The organism is Paenibacillus diazotrophicus, assembly GCF_042610465.1.
Map to the genome: position 1 here is coordinate 2,018,583 of NZ_JBGJZN010000001.1, position 22,725 is coordinate 2,041,307.

Consider the following 22,725-nt stretch of genomic DNA (forward strand, 5'->3'; position numbering starts at 1 on the left):
TTAAGCTATTGATTTTATGCCGAAATTTTTGTACTTTTTATCATCGTCCGTCCTCCGCTGCGGCTGCGGTTTTTCTTACCACCCCAGACACTGCCCGCTCCCATAAGGAAGGTGGGGATGCCAGCGGTGACAAGTACCAGACACCATTCACGGAAGCTAAGCGGCACAGTCTTGAATACTGGCTGGAGCACAGGCAGATACATAACTGCCAGCATCAGCAGAACAGATGATAGCACCGCTAGCACCAGATATTTGTTCTGGAACGGATTCCGGTGGAACACCGAACGGGAGCTGCGGCAGTCGAAGACATGAATCAGTTGAGCCATAACCAGGGTGGCAAAAGCAACAGACTGCGCCCGAATCAGCTGCTGCGGACTGTTTGGGTCAATTCGCAGGGTAAGCCAGAATGCAGCCAAGGTGCACAGGCCGATTAACAGCCCTCGGCTGATGATTTTCCAGCCGAGACGGCGGGCAAAGATATTTTCCTTGGATCCGCGCGGCTTGTGTTCCATCAAATCTTTCTCGGCCTGGTCCACACCCAGCGCCATCGCTGGCAGGCCATCGGTCACCAGGTTAACCCAGAGAATCTGGATGGGAACCAGAGGCAGAGGTAATCCCAGCATCATGGCAAAGAACATTGTCAGAATCTCTCCGACATTCGAGGCGAGCAGGTAACGGATGAATTTACGGATATTCTCGTAAATGTTACGCCCTTCTTCGATTGCAGCTACAATAGTAGAAAAGTTGTCGTCACCAAGGATGAGTGCTGATGCTTCTTTTGTTACATCTGTACCTGTGATGCCCATGGAGATCCCGATATCCGCCGCTTTGATCGCCGGAGCATCATTAACACCATCTCCGGTCATAGCCACCACATGTCCATGACGCTGCAGCGACTTGACAATACGCAGCTTGTGCTCAGGGGAAACCCGGGCATATACATATACGTTATCCGACACTTTATCCAGTGCATCGTCGTCCATCCGTGTAAGCTGACTGCCGGTCAATACAGTGCCGCCACGCTGCAAAATACCCAGCTGATGGGCAATCGCTTCAGCAGTGGTACCATGATCTCCAGTAATCATTACTGTCTTAATTCCAGCTCTGCGGGTGATACTGATGGCATCACGGACCTCACGGCGCGGCGGGTCGATCATCCCGGCCAGTCCGGCGAATACCAGCTGGCATTCCGCCTCTTTTTCACTGCCCGCAACTTCTCCGGAGCGCATATCCCTGTAGGCCATTCCCAGTACCCGAAGTGCGCCTGAAGCCATTTCTTCATTGGCCTCCAGCACCTTCTGGCGCAAGGTAGGCGTACAAGGCACGACTGCACCCTCCCACAGCATATAAGAGCAGCAGCTCAGCAGAACATCCGGTGCACCTTTGGTGCAGATCATTTTACCACCCGGATGCTTCACAACCACTGACATCAGCTTGCGTTCCGAATCAAACGGGAACTCTGTTTCCCTTGTATAGGTTACAGCGAGCGACTGCGCAGTGAGCCCCATTTTTGCGGATAAGGCGACCAGCGCCCCTTCTGTAGGATCACCTTTCAGCTCCCACACGGACGACTGAACCATATTCTTGTCGGCTTCACTGCCCTTTTCTTTCTCCTTGCCTTTGCGCTTGCCGCGCGTTTCTCCGGGAGCAGTCTCAATAATCTCTGCGTTGCTGCACAATGCACCGATTTGGAGCATGCGCCGAAGGCTTTGGTCATTTTTCAGGTCAATGGGCTTGCCTTTTTGCAGCACATGTCCGATTGGAGCATAACCCTCACCCGTAACCTCCAACTTACGTCCGGCGCTCCATAGCCGCGTAACCGTCATTTTGTTCTGAGTCAGCGTCCCTGTCTTGTCGGAACAAATTACCGAGGCGCAGCCAAGTGTCTCGACCGATGGAAGCTTGCGGACAATGGCCTTGCGCTTGATCATCCGTTGAACGCCGAGTGCTAGAGCAATGGTGACAATTGCCGGCAATCCTTCCGGAATCGCGGCTACCGCAAGGCTTACCCCGGCAAGGAACATAGCAGCAACAGGCTGCCCGTGTAAAATACCCGCCGCGACAACTACAATCGTTAATCCTAATGAAACATAGATCAGAATTTTACCCAGCTGCTCCAGCCGGTGCTGGAGTGGAGTTTCCTGGGATTCGGTATTCAGGATCAGATCGGCAATTTTGCCCATCTCGGTATCCATGCCGGTTCTTACCACGATAGCCCGGCCGGTTCCCCGTGTGACCATCGTGCCCATGAACCCGATATTTTTCTGGTCACCAAGTGGAATTTCTTCGGCATGAATGGTTTCCGAGTGCTTCGAGACAGGCAGCGATTCACCGGTTAGCGCAGACTCCTCGGCGTACAGGGCGCTGCACTGGAGCCAACGGACATCTGCCGGAATCCGGTCACCGCTCTCCAGCAGCACAATGTCCCCAGGCACTAGCATTTTAGCAGGAATATGCTCAATCTTACCGTCCCGCAGCACTTTGGCAGAGGGTGCCGAGAGCTGCTTAAGCGCACGCAGCGAACGTTCTGCGCGGAATTCCTGTACAAAACCCAGCACTCCGTTCAACATAATAATGGCGACAATCGTTATGGCATCCAGGTATTCTCCCAGCAGACCGGACACCAGTGTTGCTCCCATCAGCACCAGCACCATAAAATCCTTGAACTGGTTGAGCAGCAGGATAAGCGGGGATATCGCTTTTCCTTCCGACAGCTCATTGTGGCCATTCTCCTTTAACCTCTGCGCGGCATCCTCTCCGCTTAGGCCCGATCCCGGATGAACGCCGAATAATTGCTGCAGTTCCTCTGCACCGAGCCGGTGCCAACTTTTTTGTTCCATATTTCTTCTTTCCCCTCCCGGTCGTTTCTTGACTTCCGGCGGCGCACAGCTTTTCCACCTGTTCATGTCCAAGTGTATTCATGGTCGTCCCAAAATATCACCTTCGCCCGGCTTCTCCTTTTGCGCAATTGTGTCAAAGTATGGCATCATAGAGAGAGTAACTTTATTATCAGGCGACAGGAGAACATGATTATGGCATTAGACGGCATTGTAACCAAAGCGATCGTGCATGAGCTTCAGCCCTTTATAGGTGCACGCATCGGCAAAATATATCAGCCCAGCACACACGATCTAATCTTCATCCTGCGTGGCTCCGGCGGTGGCGGCAAGCTGCTGCTCTCGGCCAATCCTACTTATCCGCGGGTTCATCTGACCGACAGAAACAGCATTAACCCGGCGGAAGCGCCGATGTTCTGCATGCTGATGCGCAAACATTGTGAAGGCGGAGCCATTGAGAGCATCACTCAAGTAGGTATGGAGCGCATTATTCATATTCAGGTACGGACACGGGATGAGCTCGGGGATGTATCGGCCAAAAAAATCATCATCGAGCTGATGGGCCGCCACAGCAACATCATTCTTACCGATCTTGCGACAGGCACCATTATCGACGGTATTCATCATGTTACACCGACGATCAGCAGTTACCGGAATGTTATGCCTGGTATTGCCTATATTGAGCCGCCGCAGCAGCATAAGCTGAATCCTCTGGAAATTGATCAAGAGTCATTCATCGATCTGGCAGCAGCTGCCGAGCAGGAAGCACGTTCAGCCGGCTCCGGTGAAGATCAGGAGCCCGAAGAGATCATTGAGGGCGAGCTGGCCGACCTATTGAAGTCGCTGGAGGAGCCTAAGGTTGACGGTTCGGGGGGACCGGCGCCATCCGCAGATCCTATAGGCTGGATAGTGCATGCCTTCAGCGGCATGAGCCCTCTGATTGCCGGTGAGATTGTGCGGAAGAGCGGCGTGACCGGCGCTGCTGCAGCAGATGGCTCCGCAGGTGAACCTTCTGTGGCTTCACCTGATTTGGATGAACATTGGACGCAAGGGATCACTTCCTTATGGAGAGCCTTCGACAAAGTGCTTGCACCCGTACGGGCATGCAGCTTCTCCCCGATGTCAGGAGCGAATGCCAAAGGTAAGCCTGTCTTCTCGGCCATTACACTGACACTTCCGGATGAGCATGTGAAGCATTACAGCTCTATCAGCGCCTGCCTGGAGGATTATTACGGAGATAAAGCCGAACGAGATACAGTGAAACAGCGGGTTAGTGACTTAATTCGTTTCCTGAGCAATGAACGGACCAAAAATATCAAGAAGCTCGCCAATCTGCAAAAGGACCTGGACGAAGCCCAGGATGCCGATCAATTCCGGATCTGGGGCGAGCTGCTGTTCGCTTCATTACACGCCGTCTCCAAAGGCGACAAGCAAGCCACGCTTGTGAATTACTACGATGAGGACCAGGCAGAAATTACTATCCCGCTAGATCCGCTGCTCACCCCCTCAGACAATGCACAGCGGTATTTCAAGAAATATAATAAATACAAGAACAGCCTGCTGGTGATCAATGAACAGTTGCTCAAAACCCATGAGGAAATAGCCTATATGGAAACACTACTCCAGCAGTTGGCCCATGCTTCATTGAATGACATCGAAGAAATCCGCGATGAGCTTGTAGGTCAGGGCTACCTGCGCGACCGTAACAAGAAGGGCAAGAAAAAGAAAAAAGTCACCCGCCCTACCCTGCAGGTATTCACTTCCTCGGAAGGCGTGGAAATCTATGTTGGCAAAAACAATCTTCAAAATGAATATGTCACCAACCGTCTGGCTTCAGGCAATGATACCTGGCTGCATACCAAGGACATTCCCGGCTCTCATGTAGTGATCCGGAGTGAAACATTTGGAGATGCTACCCTCGAGGAAGCTGCACAGCTGGCTGCTTACTTTAGTCAAGCCAAGCAGTCGAGCAGCGTCCCTGTGGACTGCACACTCATTCGTCATGTCCGCAAACCTAGCGGAGCCAAGCCCGGCTTCGTCATCTATGATCATCAGAAGACTCTTTTCGTCACTCCTGACGAGGAAAGGATCAAGAGTCTGCCGAATACGCTCAAGAGTTAACGCATACTTAGGATTGCTGCTGCAATATTGAGCGCAACCTAAGCTCTAACCTAAACATAAAGAACCACCAGCCGCATCCGTCCTTTGGCTGGTGGTTCTTTATGTATCAAGAATTCGTTGACAGCATAAGCGGGGGGGTGCAAATAAAGGCATTTCTGCCGTTATTCCTACCTATTTTTCACCTAAGCTCCAGATGCCTCGCCCTTCAGCTGTTCCAGCACCGACACCGGTACCGAGACACTGCCGATCTCTCCATGGAATACAACACCTTGGCGTGCACCGTGAAAATCCGAACCGCCGGTGACCAGCAGCCCGTACTCTTCAGCAAGCGAGAGGTAACGATCTTCATCGGCCCGGTTATGATCCGAATGGTAGGCTTCGATGCCGCGCAGTGTGCTGCGTTCAATAATACCGCGGACCAGCTCATCATCCCCGTAGATTCCCGGATGAGCTAGTACAGCTGCCCCTCCTGCTTCGGCAATCCATTCGCAAGCCAGCTCCGGCGTAATACGCGGCGGTGACACATAAGCTGCTGCACCTTCAGCCAGGTATTTGTCAAATGCATCGCGCATATCTGAGGCGGCACCGAGTCGAACCAATGCGTCAGCGATATGCGGACGCCCCACGCTCTCGTCCGGTTTCAGTTCCCGTCCTATACCTGTGATGACTTGGTCTAGAGTAATGTCGATGCCGAGTCCCTGCAGCTTAGCAATAATAGCCTCATTCCGCTGCGCGCGGGTATCTCTTTGCTCCGCAAGCCGGGACAGGAACAGATCCTGCTCCGTATCCATGTAATATCCCAACACATGGATCTCTTTACCGCCGGCTCGTGTACTGATCTCGACACCAGGAACAACGGTAATACCATATTTCCGCCCAGCCTCAAGCGCTTCAGCAACTCCGGCTACCGTATCGTGATCCGTGATTGCCACTGCCGCCAGCCCTTTTTCATAGGCCAAACGCACATTCTCAGCCGGAGGCTGCATTCCGTCCGAAGATAATGTATGGGTATGCAAATCGGCTCTGCCTGAGAAACCGCTGCCTGTCTGTTCTTTTAAATAGTTATTCATATGATTCTGACCCATCGCTTCTCCCTGCCCTTCAGGTCTAGTATTTACAACATAATTATACTCTTTACTGATCTCCTGCATGGTCACGCAAAAACGTCAAAAACGTCACCGCCGAGATAGGCAGCAGCGTCGATTTGAGATGGATCGCATAAAACTGCCTTTTAAACGAGGCATCCGCAATGTTGACAATCTTCAGTAATCCCAGTGCCACTTCATGCTTGACCGAGGAGGTAGAGATTATAGTGAGGCCGAGCCCTGCTTCCACCGCAGATTTCACAGCTCCTGTACTTCCCAGCTCCATCACCACACGCATCGCTCCCGGGTCTAGTCCTTTGGCCAGCAATTGTTCTTCCATGACCCGGCGTGTTCCCGAGCCCTGCTCGCGCAGAACAAACGGATGCTCCAGCGCTTCAACAAGTGTGACTTCGTCTCTCTCAGCCAGCGGATGCTCCCGGGGCACGATCAGCTTCAGCTCGTCCCCCATCACCGGTTCAATGACCATATCCGGATGAGAGATCGGCGCCTCAATCAGGCCGAAATTCAGCTGATGTTTGTGAATCTCCTCCAGCAATTGCGAAGTATTCATTACCTTCATCACTATAGAAATATGGGGGTAAGTTTTGCCGAATGGACCTAACAGGCGAGGCAGCACGTACTCCCCAATAGTCAGACTTGCCCCCAGCAGCAGTCGTCCCTCCAGCATATGAGTAAATGCCGACATCGCCTGGTCCGTATCACGCATCAGCTGAATGCTGCGCAGTGCGAACGGCATCAGGGTGCGGCCTGCTTCTGAGAGTATGATTTTTTTGCTGGAACGGTCGAAGAGCTTAGCTCCAAAATAATCCTCTAGCGCCTGAACCTGCATGGTCACTGCAGGCTGAGTCATGTGCAGCGTCTGGGCTGCGGCAGAGAAGCTTCCACGCTCTGAAACGGTATAAAAAATATGCAGCTGATGAAAATTCATCCTCATTACTCCTTCATCAAAATCCAAGTAGAAACGGCTACGCCTTCCTTAAATGTAGTGTAGGCCTACTATTTCTCTATATCAAAAAAAGAACATGCAGCCTTCCGCCGCATGCCTTCTCTGTAACCGTGCACTTGTTACCTGCGTCTGCGGCGTTTCTTCCCCAGCTTTATACGGCGGGAATGGCGCAGCCACGAAAAGTAGGCTCTCAGATCCCGCAGCTGTGGAGTTACCGAAATATTGCCGAGAAAACTAACCACAACCATCACATACAGCGGTTGGCCTGAGAGTGTGGTGGTGCCTTCCAGTTCCTTGAACTGAACCACCATCGACGTATTGTTGTCGATCAAGTAAGCATTATATTCAGTCTGCGAATACGGCCTTACCCGGTTCTGTTTCACGCATTGCCATATCCACGCGCCAATATCCGCTTCCTTACCGTCTTCATTGCTGATCCGGTCTGCATATCGGCTTTTCGCATGCGGTGTTATAACAATATCGGCTACCCTGTATTCATTCAGCATGATGTGAAAGGGCTCGTACACCCCCCACATTTCCATCCCCTTGACATGCATAATCATCACACTCCACTGAAAGGGTCTTGGCATGCTCTTATTGTTGTCAATCTTACCGCATTGACGTTTGTTGTTCAAGCATGCTCCCGTTTCAGACCCTGGTGCCGCAAATGATTAGCTGGGTTTATTTACGGATAGATCCCTATCATCCACATAACTGCTACCTTTGATCGATTTGCATTTTTTCTTAAGCCTTGCGGCCTCACCAGAGAGGTCCTCAATAGAATCGAATGGGCGGTAACGGTTCGTAACAACGGCTATGGAGATCGAGACCAGCGGAATTTCTTCCACCACGCCTGAACGGCTCTCGGTCAGCACGTAATGCTGTGCCAAATGCCCGGGATGATAGAACTCTAGCATCACTTTGTCAAACTCTGCCATGATGGTCTGGCAATATTCCTCATAGTGATAATCGTCTATACAAATAATAAAGTCATCCCCACCGATATGCCCCAAAAATCCTTCCAGCCGCAAGGTACAATGCTTTAGGATCTCCGCCGTGGCCTGAATCATCCGGTCGCCTTCCTTAAACCCGTAAGTATCGTTATACGCCTTGAAATGATCCAGATCTATGTACAGTACACTGAACTGCTCTTGCAGCAGCGATTTCACCATCCACTCATTGATGCTCAGATTTCCCGGCAGACCGGTCAGCGGATTCAAAAAGCTCGCGGCCACCGCCTGGATCTCGGCAAAATTCAGCAGCAAATCCCTCACGCTTACCGCCCCGAACAATGCCCCTTCATGGGTGACCAGCACGTAATCATACAGATGCTCTTCAGTTCTGTCCATTGCCAGCCGGCTAACCTCGGTAATTGGCGTTTTGTAATCTACAACCAGCGGAGAACCGTCCATGATCAGTCCGACGGAGCGGCCCATATATAGCGTGAAGCCATAGAGCGTGCCAATCTGCTGATAAAATCGAATCCTCATAATCAGTGCGACCGCTTGTCCGCCCTCCGTCACCGCCACACCTTGAAGCTGAGGGTTGCTTTTGAAAATTTGATCCACATACGCGCATTTCTGGTGAGGGGAGATCTCCGGAATTTGTTCAGCAATTTCACCGATCTGAAGAAACATGCTTATAACCTCCTCTAACTGGAACTTGTAGTGAATCCGTTGGAAAAGCGCCTCGCACAGGCAAGTGGCCGGGTCTGCCAAGCGCATAACCCTGTCCGAATTCAATGCCTGCCATTTGCAGATACAGCAGTTCTTCCCGCGTTTCAATGCCTTCGGCAATGATCCGGGTAGCAGAGCGATAAGCATATTCACGGATCAGCTCCAAAAGCTCCTGCTGCTCCCTGTTGCCGTGGATGCCTCGGATCAGTGATTTATCCAGTTTTATGAATTCTGGCTTCAGATAGACAAGCGTCTTGAGGCTATTATAGCCGGAGCCGGCATCATCCACCGCAATACGAAAGCCCTGCTCACGATAATGAGACAACACTTTCTCGAATCCTACATAATCCTGGACCGCCTGCCGCTCGGTTAATTCAAATACAACCCGCTCCGGGGAGAGATTCAGCTCCTGCAGAAGACTGAGCGTTTCTCCGCTTTTATGCCGGGCATCGTTCAGGACTCCAGGGTGTACGTTGATAAATACAAGCCTGTCTGTCCATACTTCATCTTCCGGCAACCGTTCCATGTAGCGAGATAGTGAAATCCGCCGGCAGTAATGCTCAAATCTGAACATCTGATCTGTGCGGCCAGCAAATTCGTAGAAATGCTCCGTGGTGGGAAATTGTGCAGAGTTAGGCGGCCTGTTCAGAACCTCATGTCCCATCGTCTGCCCGCTTCTCAGCTGCAAAATCGGTTGAAAAAAGGTATCCAGCCGCCCATGATTCATAATATCCAGCAGAGCAGACAGCCTTCCCAGCTCTTTCACTTCGTTACGCAGCCTTCCGCTGATATGTTGAACATACTGGGGAATTGCTGATATTTTTTGGGTTATTGCCATTCGTTTCGTCATTTGGTCACCTGTATGCTTTTCCTCGTGAATTTGGCCACTCTCTCCCCAGCTTAATCCGGAAGTATTAAGCAGCGATAAAATACAAGGGAAAACAGAGGCATTTCGACAAACTTCACAGCTTCACCAAAAGTCCAAAGCTCATATTTAACCTCCTTACACAAAAAAAAGCAGATGCCCCTGGCACCTGCTCATTCTCAAAGATCAGAACCTACAGACCATAATAACGGGTCTTGTCCGGTCCATTGCTTGTATATTCCGTCTTCAGTTCATTCCGGTAGGATCTTTCAATCTTGCGCACGTAGGAGAGTCTGCGGACGTTCTTCATTACTTCCTCGGCACGTTCAGCGTTCACATACATTACGGCGTAATGCATTTTCCTGGACACATAATGCAAAGTCCCGTATTTCTCCAGATTCCGTGCCGCCTTAACGTCACTTACCCATACAATATATCCTGTTCGTTCCGCAAACATCAGCTATTCGCCTCTCTTTCTCTTGCCCTGATCCGAAGCCTATCCGCAGGAGCAGCTACCGCCGCTTCCGCATCCGCCGCCCTTGGGAGACGGGTCATTGCTTGGAACCTTGATGCTCTCCGATACCGAGAAAGCAATGGTTTCCGACATGGAATGAAGCATGTCATCGAGGTTTTTCTCAGCCTGCTTGAAGCGGGCAACCTCTTCGAACAGCTCAAGCTTCTGCTCAACCGCTGTAACCTCATCCTTAGCAGAATGATAATTGGGATGGAAATGTCCAAACCGCTGCGTCTCCTCAAACAGCTCTTTTTTCATTTGCAGCTGCTTGACCATGGCCTGGACTTCTGGGTTGGCATCCACCTGGCCCTTCCAGTATAAGTAATCCGATACCTCGGCGGATTGATTAATCATATCACCTAATTCATAGGCGTATGTCAGCACTTCGGCCATATCAACCGTATTCAATTCCGCTACGCTCATGAACTTCAACTCGTTTCTCTGTTAATGTTCTACTTCATATCGTAGACTTACTTATCATACCATACCCGGCCGCCTAAGCAGAAGAGGAATTTCTCCGCATTTTGGGAATGATGAGCTGCATTTCCTGCCAATCCTCTGCGCCTAGACATGCCTCCTCCACACTATCCGAATCCACAGAGAGCAGCACACCCTGTACTTCCCAAGGATTCCGGCGGATGTGTGCGGGAACGAATTCATAGATTTGGCCCTTAACGGACAAACGGACCTTAATCCCCCAGTCCCAAGCCTGCTCCATCACTTTCTGAGCGGTCGTAACGTGATACTGGCGCCATTGCTTCATCCACATCTGTGGCACAGACGCAAGACCGGTGAGCATCGCCTCCTCGTCCGTATGCAGATTCAAATGGACTTTTGGCAGGTCTGGTGCGGTGACAAGCAGCCCTCGTTCAGGCACATATGCGGAAAAAGCAGATGCGGATGAGAGATGCACCTGGCTCCCGCTGATTAATGGCCATTCCTTCCCCGGCTTCTCTTCCACTCCCGCTATCCGCTTGGCTGGAGCCATTCCTGCTGCTCCCAGCTCCTTACGTACTGCTCCTATATCTTCTGCTTGGATAATAAAATGCAAGGGACCAATGCGGGACAGCTTTCCTGCCAGACGGGGATGGGCAGCGATATCATTGCCGTCTGTTTCGGACAGACAGGCAAGCAAGATTACCTGTGTGAGTTCCGTCCTGCCAATCCCTTTTCCCCACTGTTCCAAAGACAACTCCACCTGTTCCGGCAGTCCGCCTATTGCATGACTTGCCAGCCAGCTAATTACAGTTTGCGGTGAGAGCCCGAGCTCCGCTGCAGACTCCAGCTTTTCCCGGGTCAGCCGGTAGCTCCAAATATCGTCACTGTGCAGAAGCTCTGCACATGCTGCGAGTATCCAGCGCTGGATGTAAGGACACTCCCGAGGAACCAGCACTTCAAAATCAGGGTGAATAATGAACCCTTTAGATGCCGGAATGCCCACTTCTCCCGCTTGCTGTGTACCCTGCTGATTCCCTTTTATCTCAGCTTCGATATCCCGTTCTGCAATACCGCTGCCTGAGCATATTAGCATAGCAGACTCGTCCGAATGGATCTCCGGTTTAGCCGGTGCCCAGCGGAAACAAGCTGATCCGTCCTCCGTACTTCCCAGCTCACACCAGCCGAATCCTGCCAGCCCTTTGAGCCAACGATGTGCAGAACCCTCTAATGTTTCTAGAGATTGTCCATGCGCCATTCCCTGTTCAGACATCCAGGCCAGAACATCCCGGATCATATACCACTGGCCTGAATGATATGCGGATGAGGAAATGATATAACGGAAAAGCTGCTCTGCTGGTCCCAGAAGACCGTAACGATTCAATATCAATCCGTACAGCTGATTTGACATCTGCTTGCCGGTAAGCTGCAGCCAGCTTCCCAGTATGTCCGTTTCCACAAGGTATGCCGATTCCGTTCGGCGGATAAGCCCAAGGCATAGCAGCAGATCGAGCATAACCATAACCGGAAGTGGAAAAGGATACACTGCAAGCTGCTCCGGCGGGAACAATCCTTTCAGCAGTTCCTCGGACAGAGTAAGCTTGGCAGCTAGACGGCTGATACTTTTTTTATGAACAGCTCCTTTGGCTGTAACCGGCAGCCCATCGCCGGCGATGAACATAAGAGTTCGAAATAATTCTCCCGCGAGTTCCGGTCCGGCCTCCGCTTCAATTCCCGTTACCCTTTCTGTAGTCGGCATAGGCTTACGTCTGGGGAACAATTTGTGCAAAAGACCGGACAGGTGCTCTACGGGGATTTGATACAGCAGTTCCCCCCATAATTTCTGCCGAAGCTCCAGCATACCTGCCTCCCGCAGTTCCAGCAGAGCCAGATGCAGATCTACCCGGCACAGCGACACTGGAGACAGCTGCTCCGCCTGCGCTTCATTAAACGGGCGGGCAGCGTAGGCTTTGATAATCTGGTGGAGTACCAGCAATGCTTCAGGCGATAACCCCATCATAAGATAATCTCCTCCTGTTGCTCTGTCTGGACCGCATAATCATAACCCTGCTCGGTCAAAAACCTGCGGCGGCGCAGTGCAAAATCCTGCTCCCTGCTCTCTCCAGACACGAGTGTATAGAAGTAAGCCTTGTTCTCTCCGGATTTTGGCCGTAGAATACGTCCCAGTCGCTGGGCTTCCTCCTGCCTAGAACCGTAGGCACCAGACACCTCGATGCCTACAGAGGCATCCGGAAGATTCACAGCAAAGTTCGCTACCTTGGATACAACCAGAATCCGTATTTTTCCATCTCTAAAAGCAGAATACAACTCGCTGCGTTGCCGCTGCGGCGTTTTTCCGGTAATAAGCGGTGCACCCAGGCTTGCCGCCAGCTGGTTGAGCTGGTCCAGATATTGTCCGATGACCAGAACCGCTTCATCAGGATGTGCATTAACGATCCTTGTTACAGCAGCAATCTTAGCCGGATTGCAAGCAGCGATCCGGAACTTTTCTTTTTCTCCGGCATACAAGTACTTCAGCCTGATCTCAGCGAGCATGGGTACGACAACCTCTATGCAGTCTACTGAAGCTATCCATCCCTGCTTCTCCAGCACCTTCCACGGCAATTCGTAACATTTGGGACCGATAAGCGAAAATACATCACTCTCCCTTCCATCTTCCCTGACTAAGGTTGCGGTCAATCCAAGTCTCCGGGTGGCCTGAATATCCGCCGTAGCTCGAAATACCGGAGCTGGAAGAAGGTGTACCTCGTCATAAATAATCAGTCCCCAATTCCGCTGCGTGAACAGATTCATATGAACAAAAGCACCTCCCCTGGAACGCCGGTGTGTCAACATTTGATACGTCGCTACCGTTACAGGTAAGACCTCTCTTTTCACGCCGCTGTATTCCCCTACAGATTCTTCATTCAGTCCCGTTCTCTCCAGCAGCTCATCCCGCCACTGCGCCACTGAGGTGGCGCTTGAAGTTAAGATCAATGTCTCGCATTGCAGGCTCGCCAGCACAGCCAGACCCACAATTGTCTTACCAGCACCGCAGGGCAGAACTACAACTCCGCTAGCACCCATCTCCTTGAATCTACGGACTGCTGCTTCCTGATAGTCGCGAAGTCCAAAAACATCCTTAACGGAAGCCGTCCCGCTCGGCGCTGACTCTTTCCATGGCACATCCAATGCCTGACCATCCCGATAGCCTGCATAATCAAGAACAGGATACCCCATCCGTGTCAGCTCCTGCTTTAGCAGACCGCGTTGTTCCGACGGACACCGGTATTCCAAAGGAGCGGTTCTTATCAGACCAACCCCGCTCAAGCAGTTTTGCTCTGCCAATTCATCCATTAGCCCCGGGTTATCCGCTCGCAGAATGAGCAGCGAAGGATCCGCCGAATCGGTATGGAGCTGCAATCTTCCGTAACGGGAGACCAAAAGTCTGATCTCCTCCTCCAGACCGGCAGGAACTCCCGAGCTAGATAGCAGAGCCAGATTCTGCAGTATATCTTCGGCTGTTCTGCCTGAGGCCGCCGCATTCCAAAGTGACAGATGGGTAATCCGGTAAGTGTGATAGGCCGGCAGGCTCTTCACAAGCTCACAAAAATCAGCCAAAAGCATCCTCGCCGCCTCAAAACCCGAATGCCCGCATTCCAGCAGCAAGGACCCGTCCTTACGGACAGTGCACGCTCCCATTCCGCTACCTTTCATCCAATAACCTCCATTACAAATCTCTCAATGATCAACGGCACTATGTATCTTTTGAAAAAAATAAGATAGCAGGAAAAAGCCCACCCCCGTAAACAACGGACATGAGCTTCCCCTAATTATTATCTAATGCAGATGCTGCTGCGAAATGTCAGTCAAGGCATCCGCCGCTTCATCAGCGAAAATGTTCTTCACTGCCAAATCGCCTAGCGATACAATTCCGATCAGCTTTTTCCCTTCTACGACCGGTATACGACGAATTTGCTTGGAAGCCATCAGATCGGCTGCTTCATCTACAGAGGTGGTCTCAGATACTGCTGTGATCCCTTTGGTCATCACCGTTTCCACGGAAGTTGAACCGGAATGCTTCTGCGCATAACCGCGGATGACCAAGTCCCGGTCCGTAATGATGCCAATCAGGGTTTCTCCATCCGAATCCACAACAGGAATTACACCTGTATCGGCATCTTTCATCTTCACAGCAACCTCATACAGATTATCCTGCAGCTTCACACATACAGGATGTGCTGTCATCACTTCTTTGACTGTCTTCAAGATTGAACCCTCCTGTCATGTTATCCATGCTATTCGGAAGTAGGTTCCCCTTGAAGTCCAAAATTTATGCGTGAGTCATCTATTCATTCAGACAGGAATCAGCCATCGCTATAAGCAGTTTCGCTCCATACAGCAAAGCATCCTCGTCAAAGTCAAATTTGCTGTGGTGGTGCGGGTATACTGCATCTTTATCAGGGTTCCCTGCACCAACAAAGATAAAGCAGCCGGGAATTTCCTTGACATAGTATGCAAAATCCTCAGCCGGCATGATCTTCTCCATCTGTACAACGCTGACCGCATCACCGAGCGCGGATGGCGCCACACGGAGAAAACGCCGAAACTCCGCTTCATCATTCTCCAGCGGAGGATACCCCATTAAATAATCCATCTTGGCTTCCGCACCGTAAGTAGCCGCCACGGCAACCACCATCTCTTCCATTCTCTTCTTAATGAGGTAACGGGTCTCCTCGTCAAACGCGCGCACTGTCCCTGTCAGCCGGCAGCGCTCCGAGACGATATTCTGAGCGGAGCCTCCCTGAATCGTGCCTACATTGACTACAGCGGGCCGAAGCGGGTCTACGGACCGGCTGACTATGCTCTGCAGCTGTGTCACAAGAGCAGCTCCGGTCAGTATACTATCAACTGTGCGGTGCGGTGTACCGGCATGTCCGCCTTTACCGGTGATGTCAATGAAGAATTCATCGGCTGAGGCCATCAATGGTCCAGGTGCACTGGCTACTGTTCCAATCGGCAAAGGTGTCCACAGGTGAAGCCCATAGACCGCATCTGCACCCTCCAGCACCCCTTCTGCAATCATTCCCAGTGCTCCCCCAGGGCATATCTCCTCCGCCGGTTGGAACAGGAAGCGCAGCTCTCCTTGCAGCTCTTCCTTGCGGCTGCTGTAATAAGCCGCCGCCGCTAGCAGCATGGACGTATGTCCGTCATGACCGCAGGCATGCATGACTCCTGGTTTCTGCGAGGCATATTCACGGCCATTCTCTTCTGTAATGGCCAGAGCATCCATGTCAGCACGCAGCACAACTGTTTTACCAGGCTGCCTTCCCTTTAATATCCCGGTCAATCCATAACCGGCTTTGCTTCTAATGACTTCAATCCCGAATGCTTCCAGCTTGGCAGCAACAAATGCCGACGTTTCTTTCTCCTGGTAAGACAGCTCCGGATGACGGTGTAAGTGCCGGCGCCATTCCACCATATCCGGCATCAGCTGTTCAAGCTCTAACCTCTCCATATCCAATCCATTCCCTTCTCCTGATTCCTGCTATGGCAAGGCATATAAGTCTACCGTTCTACTTCCAATCAACCCTAAGGCTATATTTCTATTATTGTAGCAGAAACACAAAAAAGAGGGTACCGATAGGCCTCTCGTGCCTTGCAGAACACCGGGAAACATACTATCATGAAAAAGAACATCTATAATAATGAGCATAAAATTATGATTATACTTCATAAGGGGGATATGTGCGCTATGATATTTGAGAACACGGGCCTCGTTGGATTGAAGAGTGACCTTGTCTATCTGGACGAAAGTGCTGCCAAAGCCGGATTTATCCGCTGGCAGTGGGAATACTACCGTGCCACTTACGACTGCAAAATCGAAGATAAGCAGAACGGTGGAGAGTACTTTTTGCGGATCAATACACGTGCTGTCGAGGGTAAGCTGGAAAAATCGGATGCTGTGCTCGCAATTGAAGCCGTTTACTTGGGTAAAGCTACCTTTCCGCATGGTCTGGAGTATGAATCTCCGGTGCCCAAGCCTGTTCTGGATGATGCAGCGAAGCATATTCTTGAACTGAAAGCGTTGCTGGAGGCTTGAGCAGTGTAAAGGGAAAGACGGCCAAAAATGTCAGCCTGCCCAAAAGAGGAACACCTGATTTCCAGTTGCTTATTCTGACCCTCCTGCTTGTCGGCTTTGGACTGGTGATGGTCTTCAGTTCCAGTTCAAGCCTTACCCTGGCCAGTGAGAAGTTCGGAAATGACCCCTTATATTTTGTTAAACGCCAGATCATATGGGTGGTGCTTGGAAGCATTGTTATGTTTGTAACGATGAATATCCACTACACCAAATTCAAGAAATGGTATGCCCCAATCTTCATGATCACCCTATTTCTGCTATTATTCGTGGCATCCACAGAGAAAATCAACGGTGCCAAAAGCTGGATCGGCATTGGCGGACTCGGCATCCAGCCCACGGAGCTGGCCAAAATATCCATTATTCTCTATTTGGCCGCCCTGATTACCAAAAAAGGTGAACGGCTTAGAGACTTACGTACAGGATATATTCCCGTGATGGTTATTGTCGGAATTGTCGCCGGACTCATTATGATGCAGCCGGATTTAGGTTCATGTCTTATCCTTGTAGCCACAAGCGGGCTGGTCATCTACGCAGGGGGGGCCAGCATGAAACATATTATGGCCTCTATTGCTCTGCTTGTGCTGGGTGTCGGGATTGTTATGGGGGCGAAAACGGTTATAGATTCCCTGTCACCGTCTTCAGAGACCGCAGTAGTCAACCAGGACTACAAACAGGACCGGATCAGTGCCTTTATTGACCCCCTCGCAAATGCTGAGGACAGTGGCTTCAATATCGTTCAGTCTTTGATCGCTCTTGGTGAGGGTGGAACCCGCGGCTCAGGCTTCGGGCAGAGTATTCAGAAGCTACACTACCTCCCTTATCCCTATACAGACTTTATCTTTGCCGTTATCGGTGAAGAACTGGGATTTGTGGGAACCTCCATTTTTCTGTTGATCTATCTTTACTTCATTTGGAGAGGCATCCTGATTGCGCTTAGATGTACTGATCCCTTCGGGACCCTTGTCGGTATCGGTGTCATGGGTCTGATTGCCATCCAGGCCTTTGTCAACATCGGCGGTGTCACCAACACCATCCCGCTTACCGGGGTAACACTTCCATTTATCAGCTATGGAGGTTCTTCCTTGCTTGTTACCATGCTGTCCATGGGAATTATGCTGAGTATTTCAAGAGAGACCAACCGGCCAGCCAAAGAGGAAGTCACGAAATCTGTTACGACCGTTAGACAAGTACGTGCCCGCTGACGCTACATAAGTGTCATCTCAGCGACTAACCCCATCTAACATTTTTTTTACCAAATACACAAAAGGCAGCCCAGGATAACCTCCCGGACTGCCTTTTGTAATTTGGGTCAGCATGCTGCCCTCATAAGCCTTTATACAGTTTTACGAAATTTCGTCGTTCTTAAAGGCTACGCCTTCTACCTTAACATTGACTTCAACGATATGAAGTCCTGTCATGCTCTCCACAGCCTCACGGACATTCTGTTGAAGCATCCGGCACACCTCGTGAATCGGAGTTTCATACAGTACGATAATTCGCAAGTCTACTGCGGCTTCAAGCTGACCCACTTCAACGGTTACACCCTTTTGAACGTTCTTACCGCTGAGACGTTTAGCCCAGCCTTCCGACAAGCCGCCAGACATGGCCGCGATTCCCGGGGTCTCCAAAGCAGCCAGTCCGGCAATCTTCGAGACGACGTCATTTGATATCCGTATGTTACCCATTTCCAGTTGAAGTTGTTCCGCCATGCCATAACCCCCCTACACTCATTATCAATTATTGTAATTCGAAAACAGGCTAAAAAGCAAATGACTTTCTTGCATTCCCGTTTACACTTAGGAACAATTTGGGTATATTGATTATGAATTCAACCTACATATTGAGACTGGAGTGTGCTTTACTTGAAAAAATGGATATCTCCGGCGCTGTTAGCTGTTACTTTTCTCCTCAGCGCCATCGGACACTATGCGAATTGGGACCACACGCTGCAGTTCGTGCTTTCTGCCATTTCGGTCGTTTTTGTAGCAGGGTTTCTGGGAAGAGCTACCGAGAGTGTAGCCCACTATGCCGGACAGCGGCTGGGAGGCTTTCTTAATGCCACCTTCGGCAATGCGGCTGAGCTGATCATCGCCTTTTTCCTGGTAAAGGAAGGTCTCTTCGATATGGTCAAAGCCAGCCTCACCGGTTCCATCATCGGTAATCTCCTGCTGGTACTGGGCCTCAGTATTTTTGCCGGCGGCATGAAATTCAAAGTTCAGAACTTCAATGTCACGCTGGCTGGACTGAATGGCTCCCTGATGATCGTTGCGGTTATAGCCCTGTTTGTACCCGCCATGTTCTTCAACACCCATTCCATCACAGAAAAAGATACCGATGTACTAAGTCTCGTGGTGGCCGGACTGCTGATCGCCGCCTACATGGCCTGGCTGATCTTCTCCATGATTACACACAAAAAATATCTGGCAGACGTTACCGAAGACAACGATGAAGAACTGCCGAATGAACACAAGCCAGCCTGGTCTATGCGCAGATCAATTATCTATCTGGTGCTGGCAACGGTTATGGTTGCTTTCGTCAGTGAATGGCTGGTCGGCACACTGGAAACCTTGACCGAACGTTTTGGCTTCAGCGAGCTCTTTGTTGGTGCATTCCTTGTAGCCATCATTGGGAATGCCGCAGAGCACAGCGCAGCAATTATGCTGGCTATGAAGAACAAGATTGGGGCTGCGGTAGAAATTGCTGTCGGCAGCAGTCTGCAGATCGCCTTATTCGTTGCTCCGGTTCTGATCTTTGCCAGCTATTTCATGGGCAACACAATGGATATTGTCTTCACCACGATAGAGATTGTCGCGATCGCCGTATCGGTCTTTATCGCCAAATCCATCATTCAGGATGGTGCAACCAACTGGTATGAGGGATTGCTCCTGCTTGCCGTGTACATGATTCTCGGCGTTTCTTTTTATCTCGTGTAAGACAAAAAAGCACATGGGCGGACCAAAGGTCCCCATGTGCTTTTTTATAATATAAGAATTATAGGTTGTGCACCATTCATCATCCTGCTATTCACTGCTTCTAAAGGTTAGGATTACAGCATCTCGCGCTCCTCAGCCTTCTTATTCAACGCCTCGTACAGTACAGCCAGATTACGCTCCAGTTCGCTCAGAATCAGCTTGCCCGTAATTTCCGGAACCAGCCCTGCTCTGACCGCAAAGTCTACCTCTCTGGAGAAACCGTACATCTGGGTATCCAGCACTTCCTCATAGAGAGGACAGTAACGTGTCGCCAGATTCTCCATTTGCACTTCAATGAGCTTCTGAATTTTATCTGCATCTTCTTGTAGAAGAGTGATTGCTCTTAGATTAAGCTGTTCCTGTAAATCCGGTGAAGTCATGCATTATCCCCCCATTCCCAAAAGTTACAGCTGCAATTGCTATTAAGTCTAATATTAGTCGAAATCGGAACCCAATACAAGAATGCAGTTCATCCTCAGCCAGAAATGCAGTCTATATTCAAATATTTATAGAAAAAACGCCCTGCCGCACAGGCAGGACGTCCCACGGAAATAAATAATTTATTCCGCTACTACTGTAAATTTCAAACCGTGTTTGGCAAAAACTTCGCTCATTGCCTTCTTGGCTTCTTCAGCATCTGCGCCATGCACATGCAGCTCGTAGCTTTGGCTGGATACAAGAGTTGTAAACAAACCAAGAATACTCTTAACATCAATGTACTTGTTCTCTGCTTGCAGAACGATAGATGAGTTGAACCGGCTTGCCGTTTGGGCAATATCCACGATTGCCGCATTGTTACTGGACATAGGAATCCCTCCGCAACTTGATTATGAAACTTAAGTCTGGTGTAACCAATACCATGATACATTGAATCCGCTTACTCGTGCAAGGAATTTTCCTGAAAATAGAATGTAAGCAGCAAATTTCGCTTGTGATACCATTTTATTTCAAGTTTTCGGGGTTCAGACCTTCAAGCTCAGGAAGTACAAAAATCCCATCCTTACGGATCAGCACATCGTCAAAATAAATTTCGCCGCCGCCGTATTCCGGACGCTGAATGAGGACAAGATCCCAGTGAATCGAGGAACGGTTCCCGTTATCCGTTACATCATAGGCTTGGCCCGGTGTGAAATGCAGGCTGCCGGCGATTTTCTCATCGAACAGAATGTCTTTCATGGGGTGCAGGATATAGGGGTTAAAGCCGATCGCAAATTCGCCAATATGGCGGGCACCCTCATCAGAATCGAGAATCTCGTTCAACCGCAAGGTATCATTGCTGGTAGCTTCAATAATTTTCCCGTTTTCGAATTTGAATTTGACATTTTCGAAAGTCACACCGTTATAGAGTGTAGCCGCGTTATAGCTGATCGTTCCATTCACAGAGTCACGTACAGGGGCGCTGTAGACCTCGCCGTCCGGGATGTTTTTCTGTCCGGAACATTTCTCTGCACCAATTCCCTTAATGGAGAAAGTGAGCTCTGTACCTGGTCCGGCGATGCGGACCTTGTCCGTTCTGCGCATCAGGTCAGCAAGCGCGTCCTGAGCCTTGTCCATTTTGGCATAATCCAGATTGCAGACCTCAAAGTAAAAGTCCTCAAAGGCTTCAGTAGGAGTATTGGCCAGTTGAGCCATACTTGCATTCGGATACCGCAGAACAACCCATTTAGTGTGCTTTACGCGCTGCTCGCTATGTACCGGATGGGAGTACAGTGAATTATATAGCTTCATATTCTCTTCAGGGACGTCCGAAAGATCATTAACGTTCTCCCCGGCACGTATACCGATATAGCAATCCATTTGTTTCATCCGGTTCAGATCAATTTCAGCCCAGGCTTGAAGACCTTCGGGTGTTGCATATTTAAGCATGCTGCGCAGAACCGTACGGTCGGTAAGTTGCACAAATGCACGGCCTCCGGCTTTGCCCACTTCCTCCACCACAGCTTTGATCAAATCTCTTTCGCTGCCAATCATTTCCACGAGCACATTTTCACCCGGCTGCACGTTTACGGAGTAGCTTACAAGGTTCTCCGCAAGCTTTTGAATCCTTGGATCCTTCATTCTTTTCTCTCTTCCTTCCTCATGCTAAATAGTAGGCATACCGTTTTATTGTAGCATGCCTGTACTGGAGCGCAAGGCATTTGAGGCACTGAACCTCAGCGGTAGCCATAAAAATTGACCTGTGTTAGATAATTTTCCTCTGCAGTGTTGCCGCTTGCTTCCCGGACTCCCGGATAGCTTACTGTGCGGCTGCTGGTCAGGCTCCTCGGAAGATTTCGTTTGGTATCTACCTTGAGGTAGTACACAGTCTTGACGGATGCCCGTTGAAGCTTCTGATGAAGTTCATTATTCTTCTTTTCCCAGAGAAGCTGTAATGGCTCCAATCCCTTGTCAACCATCTGATGGTTTGCTGTCACCCCTTCGGGACGGATGGCATCCATCTGACGCTCCAGTTCAGCAGTTAACTGCCTGTTGGCCTCCGCTTCACTGAGCTCAATGCGCAGCACCCGGGTTCCTCTTGCTGCACCAGCTTCTTCGCTCACCTTTTTCTCCAGATTCTCCAACTCTTCAAGCTGGCTGATCGGATTAAGCGAAGGCAGCGGATTCTTGCCCTGGGCAGAACCCTTCTCCGATAATAGAGTCCACTTGCCATTTTTTTTCTCAAGCTTGGAATAGTAGGCCGGAGTTCCTGCTGAACTTGATTTCAGCGTGTTCTTCTTTTCGCCACTGACCGCAGTACGAGGTGTGCGACTATCCGGCAACAGCGTATAAAGGCTTACCTTGTTATGGTCTGCTACCGTTCCTCCATAGTAAAGAGCGGCTTCCGGGACTGGTTTACCGTCAAGCAGCAGGGAAGAAGCCCCTTCAAAGGTTACTCCGTCGCTCCCGTCCATCCCGGCCAGCACCAGACTCAAATTCTCAGCAGCAGGTTTGTCATTAAGAGCGCTACAACTCGTGCTAAGTATGGCGGTACACAGCAAAAATGTGCTTATTACCACCCTGTTAACTTTTCTCATGGCAGTCAGGCCTTTCGGGTTATGGATGCTTAGATTTCTTTCCATAGGATTTCCCGCCAGCTGCGGCTTATACGCCTTAAGATTTGCAGTTAAACGC

General features: G+C 50.4%; 21 protein-coding genes. 4 read left to right on the forward strand and 17 right to left on the reverse strand.

Annotated elements, in window-relative coordinates; genetic code table 11:
- Positions 1–14: 14 nt before the first annotated feature.
- The gene (locus tag ACAN54_RS09170; protein WP_379153230.1) at positions 15–2,840 is read right to left on the reverse strand and encodes a calcium-translocating P-type ATPase, SERCA-type; all 2,826 of its coding nucleotides are present in this window, start codon (positions 2,838–2,840) and stop codon (positions 15–17) included.
- A 192-nt stretch (positions 2,841–3,032) separates the two neighbouring features.
- Here ACAN54_RS09170 and ACAN54_RS09175 point away from each other — a divergent pair, with 192 nt between their 5' ends.
- Positions 3,033–4,958 carry an Rqc2 family fibronectin-binding protein gene (locus ACAN54_RS09175; RefSeq protein ID WP_379153233.1) on the forward strand — a complete coding sequence of 642 codons (1,926 nt, stop codon included), beginning with the start codon at positions 3,033–3,035 and terminating at the stop codon, positions 4,956–4,958.
- Between the two features lie 182 nt (positions 4,959–5,140).
- On the opposite strand, the gene ACAN54_RS09180 is transcribed toward ACAN54_RS09175, so the two are convergent.
- The 11 genes from ACAN54_RS09180 to ACAN54_RS09230 form a co-directional block, all read right to left on the reverse strand.
- On the reverse strand, positions 5,141–6,043 hold the full coding sequence (locus tag ACAN54_RS09180) for a PHP domain-containing protein (RefSeq protein ID WP_379153235.1): 903 nt from the start codon (positions 6,041–6,043) through the stop codon (positions 5,141–5,143).
- Between the two features lie 49 nt (positions 6,044–6,092).
- On the reverse strand, positions 6,093–6,992 hold the full coding sequence (locus ACAN54_RS09185; protein ID WP_379153237.1) for a LysR family transcriptional regulator: 900 nt from the start codon (positions 6,990–6,992) through the stop codon (positions 6,093–6,095).
- Between the two features lie 137 nt (positions 6,993–7,129).
- On the reverse strand, positions 7,130–7,645 hold the full coding sequence (locus ACAN54_RS09190; RefSeq protein WP_379153239.1) for a hypothetical protein: 516 nt from the start codon (positions 7,643–7,645) through the stop codon (positions 7,130–7,132).
- A 36-nt stretch (positions 7,646–7,681) separates the two neighbouring features.
- Positions 7,682–8,647 (reverse strand): GGDEF domain-containing protein, encoded by a 966-nt coding sequence (locus tag ACAN54_RS09195; protein ID WP_379153241.1) that lies wholly within the window; start codon positions 8,645–8,647, stop codon positions 7,682–7,684.
- Positions 8,628–9,536 carry an EAL domain-containing protein gene (locus ACAN54_RS09200; RefSeq protein WP_379153243.1) on the reverse strand — a complete coding sequence of 303 codons (909 nt, stop codon included), beginning with the start codon at positions 9,534–9,536 and terminating at the stop codon, positions 8,628–8,630. Before ACAN54_RS09200 ends, ACAN54_RS09195 begins: the two co-directional genes overlap by 20 nt.
- Before the next feature lie 208 nt (positions 9,537–9,744).
- Complete coding sequence (locus ACAN54_RS09205) at positions 9,745–10,008, reverse strand: YlbG family protein (protein WP_074088579.1); 264 nt, start codon at positions 10,006–10,008, stop codon at positions 9,745–9,747.
- A 39-nt stretch (positions 10,009–10,047) separates the two neighbouring features.
- Positions 10,048–10,488 carry a YlbF/YmcA family competence regulator gene (locus tag ACAN54_RS09210; protein ID WP_379153245.1) on the reverse strand — a complete coding sequence of 147 codons (441 nt, stop codon included), beginning with the start codon at positions 10,486–10,488 and terminating at the stop codon, positions 10,048–10,050.
- 73 nt (positions 10,489–10,561) lie between these two features.
- A complete protein-coding gene (locus ACAN54_RS09215) occupies positions 10,562–12,520 on the reverse strand; it encodes a helicase-associated domain-containing protein (RefSeq protein ID WP_379153247.1) in 1,959 nt (652 codons plus the stop codon).
- The gene (locus tag ACAN54_RS09220; RefSeq protein ID WP_379153249.1) at positions 12,517–14,217 is read right to left on the reverse strand and encodes a DNA repair helicase XPB; all 1,701 of its coding nucleotides are present in this window, start codon (positions 14,215–14,217) and stop codon (positions 12,517–12,519) included. Before ACAN54_RS09220 ends, ACAN54_RS09215 begins: the two co-directional genes overlap by 4 nt.
- A gap of 123 nt (positions 14,218–14,340) precedes the next feature.
- On the reverse strand, positions 14,341–14,769 hold the full coding sequence (locus ACAN54_RS09225; RefSeq protein ID WP_379153251.1) for a CBS domain-containing protein: 429 nt from the start codon (positions 14,767–14,769) through the stop codon (positions 14,341–14,343).
- Positions 14,770–14,848: 79 nt separating this feature from the next.
- A complete protein-coding gene (locus ACAN54_RS09230; protein WP_379154188.1) occupies positions 14,849–16,018 on the reverse strand; it encodes a M20 family metallopeptidase in 1,170 nt (389 codons plus the stop codon).
- Positions 16,019–16,255: 237 nt separating this feature from the next.
- Here ACAN54_RS09230 and ACAN54_RS09235 point away from each other — a divergent pair, with 237 nt between their 5' ends.
- Together ACAN54_RS09235 and ftsW are read left to right on the forward strand one after the other, a co-directional pair.
- Entirely contained in the window at positions 16,256–16,603 is a 348-nt protein-coding gene (locus ACAN54_RS09235; RefSeq protein WP_379153253.1) for a YugN family protein, read from the forward strand.
- Positions 16,600–17,844: a putative lipid II flippase FtsW gene (gene ftsW / locus ACAN54_RS09240; protein WP_379153255.1), complete on the forward strand. Its 1,245-nt coding sequence runs from the start codon at positions 16,600–16,602 to the stop codon at positions 17,842–17,844. Before ACAN54_RS09235 ends, ftsW begins: the two co-directional genes overlap by 4 nt.
- 141 nt (positions 17,845–17,985) lie before the next feature.
- On the opposite strand, the gene ACAN54_RS09245 is transcribed toward ftsW, so the two are convergent.
- A complete protein-coding gene (locus ACAN54_RS09245; RefSeq protein WP_019911482.1) occupies positions 17,986–18,351 on the reverse strand; it encodes an Asp23/Gls24 family envelope stress response protein in 366 nt (121 codons plus the stop codon).
- A gap of 153 nt (positions 18,352–18,504) precedes the next feature.
- Here ACAN54_RS09245 and cax point away from each other — a divergent pair, with 153 nt between their 5' ends.
- Complete coding sequence (gene cax, locus ACAN54_RS09250; protein ID WP_379153257.1) at positions 18,505–19,575, forward strand: calcium/proton exchanger; 1,071 nt, start codon at positions 18,505–18,507, stop codon at positions 19,573–19,575.
- A 113-nt stretch (positions 19,576–19,688) separates the two neighbouring features.
- On the opposite strand, the gene ACAN54_RS09255 is transcribed toward cax, so the two are convergent.
- The 4 genes from ACAN54_RS09255 to ACAN54_RS09270 all read right to left on the reverse strand — a co-directional run bounded on the left by ACAN54_RS09255 (position 19,689) and on the right by ACAN54_RS09270 (position 22,673).
- Positions 19,689–19,994, reverse strand: coding sequence for an Fpa/YlaN family protein (locus tag ACAN54_RS09255; protein WP_379153259.1), 306 nt, complete (start codon positions 19,992–19,994; stop codon positions 19,689–19,691).
- Between the two features lie 180 nt (positions 19,995–20,174).
- The gene (locus ACAN54_RS09260) at positions 20,175–20,420 is read right to left on the reverse strand and encodes an HPr family phosphocarrier protein (RefSeq protein WP_019911485.1); all 246 of its coding nucleotides are present in this window, start codon (positions 20,418–20,420) and stop codon (positions 20,175–20,177) included.
- 136 nt (positions 20,421–20,556) lie between these two features.
- Positions 20,557–21,672, reverse strand: a complete 1,116-nt coding sequence (locus ACAN54_RS09265; protein WP_379153262.1) for an aminopeptidase — start codon at positions 21,670–21,672, stop codon at positions 20,557–20,559.
- Between the two features lie 95 nt (positions 21,673–21,767).
- Positions 21,768–22,673, reverse strand: coding sequence for a hypothetical protein (locus tag ACAN54_RS09270; RefSeq protein ID WP_379153264.1), 906 nt, complete (start codon positions 22,671–22,673; stop codon positions 21,768–21,770).
- Between the last annotated feature and the right edge of the window lie 52 nt (positions 22,674–22,725).

Coding starts and splice junctions, on each gene's coding strand:
- ACAN54_RS09215 (WP_379153247.1), bottom strand. CDS start 12,520: ATGATGGGGTTATCGCCTGAAGCATTGCTGGTACTCCACCAGATTATC.
- ACAN54_RS09230 (WP_379154188.1), bottom strand. CDS start 16,018: ATGGAGAGGTTAGAGCTTGAACAGCTGATGCCGGATATGGTGGAATGG.
- ACAN54_RS09170 (WP_379153230.1), bottom strand. CDS start 2,840: ATGGAACAAAAAAGTTGGCACCGGCTCGGTGCAGAGGAACTGCAGCAA.
- ACAN54_RS09255 (WP_379153259.1), bottom strand. CDS start 19,994: ATGACTTCACCGGATTTACAGGAACAGCTTAATCTAAGAGCAATCACT.
- ACAN54_RS09235 (WP_379153253.1), top strand. CDS start 16,256: ATGATATTTGAGAACACGGGCCTCGTTGGATTGAAGAGTGACCTTGTC.
- ACAN54_RS09195 (WP_379153241.1), bottom strand. CDS start 8,647: ATGTTTCTTCAGATCGGTGAAATTGCTGAACAAATTCCGGAGATCTCC.
- ACAN54_RS09245 (WP_019911482.1), bottom strand. CDS start 18,351: ATGGCGGAACAACTTCAACTGGAAATGGGTAACATACGGATATCAAAT.
- ACAN54_RS09205 (WP_074088579.1), bottom strand. CDS start 10,008: ATGTTTGCGGAACGAACAGGATATATTGTATGGGTAAGTGACGTTAAG.
- ACAN54_RS09185 (WP_379153237.1), bottom strand. CDS start 6,992: ATGAATTTTCATCAGCTGCATATTTTTTATACCGTTTCAGAGCGTGGA.
- ACAN54_RS09220 (WP_379153249.1), bottom strand. CDS start 14,217: ATGAAAGGTAGCGGAATGGGAGCGTGCACTGTCCGTAAGGACGGGTCC.
- ACAN54_RS09265 (WP_379153262.1), bottom strand. CDS start 21,672: ATGAAGGATCCAAGGATTCAAAAGCTTGCGGAGAACCTTGTAAGCTAC.
- ACAN54_RS09200 (WP_379153243.1), bottom strand. CDS start 9,536: ATGACGAAACGAATGGCAATAACCCAAAAAATATCAGCAATTCCCCAG.
- ACAN54_RS09260 (WP_019911485.1), bottom strand. CDS start 20,420: ATGTCCAGTAACAATGCGGCAATCGTGGATATTGCCCAAACGGCAAGC.
- ACAN54_RS09180 (WP_379153235.1), bottom strand. CDS start 6,043: ATGGGTCAGAATCATATGAATAACTATTTAAAAGAACAGACAGGCAGC.
- ACAN54_RS09210 (WP_379153245.1), bottom strand. CDS start 10,488: ATGAGCGTAGCGGAATTGAATACGGTTGATATGGCCGAAGTGCTGACA.
- ACAN54_RS09270 (WP_379153264.1), bottom strand. CDS start 22,673: ATGGAAAGAAATCTAAGCATCCATAACCCGAAAGGCCTGACTGCCATG.
- ACAN54_RS09175 (WP_379153233.1), top strand. CDS start 3,033: ATGGCATTAGACGGCATTGTAACCAAAGCGATCGTGCATGAGCTTCAG.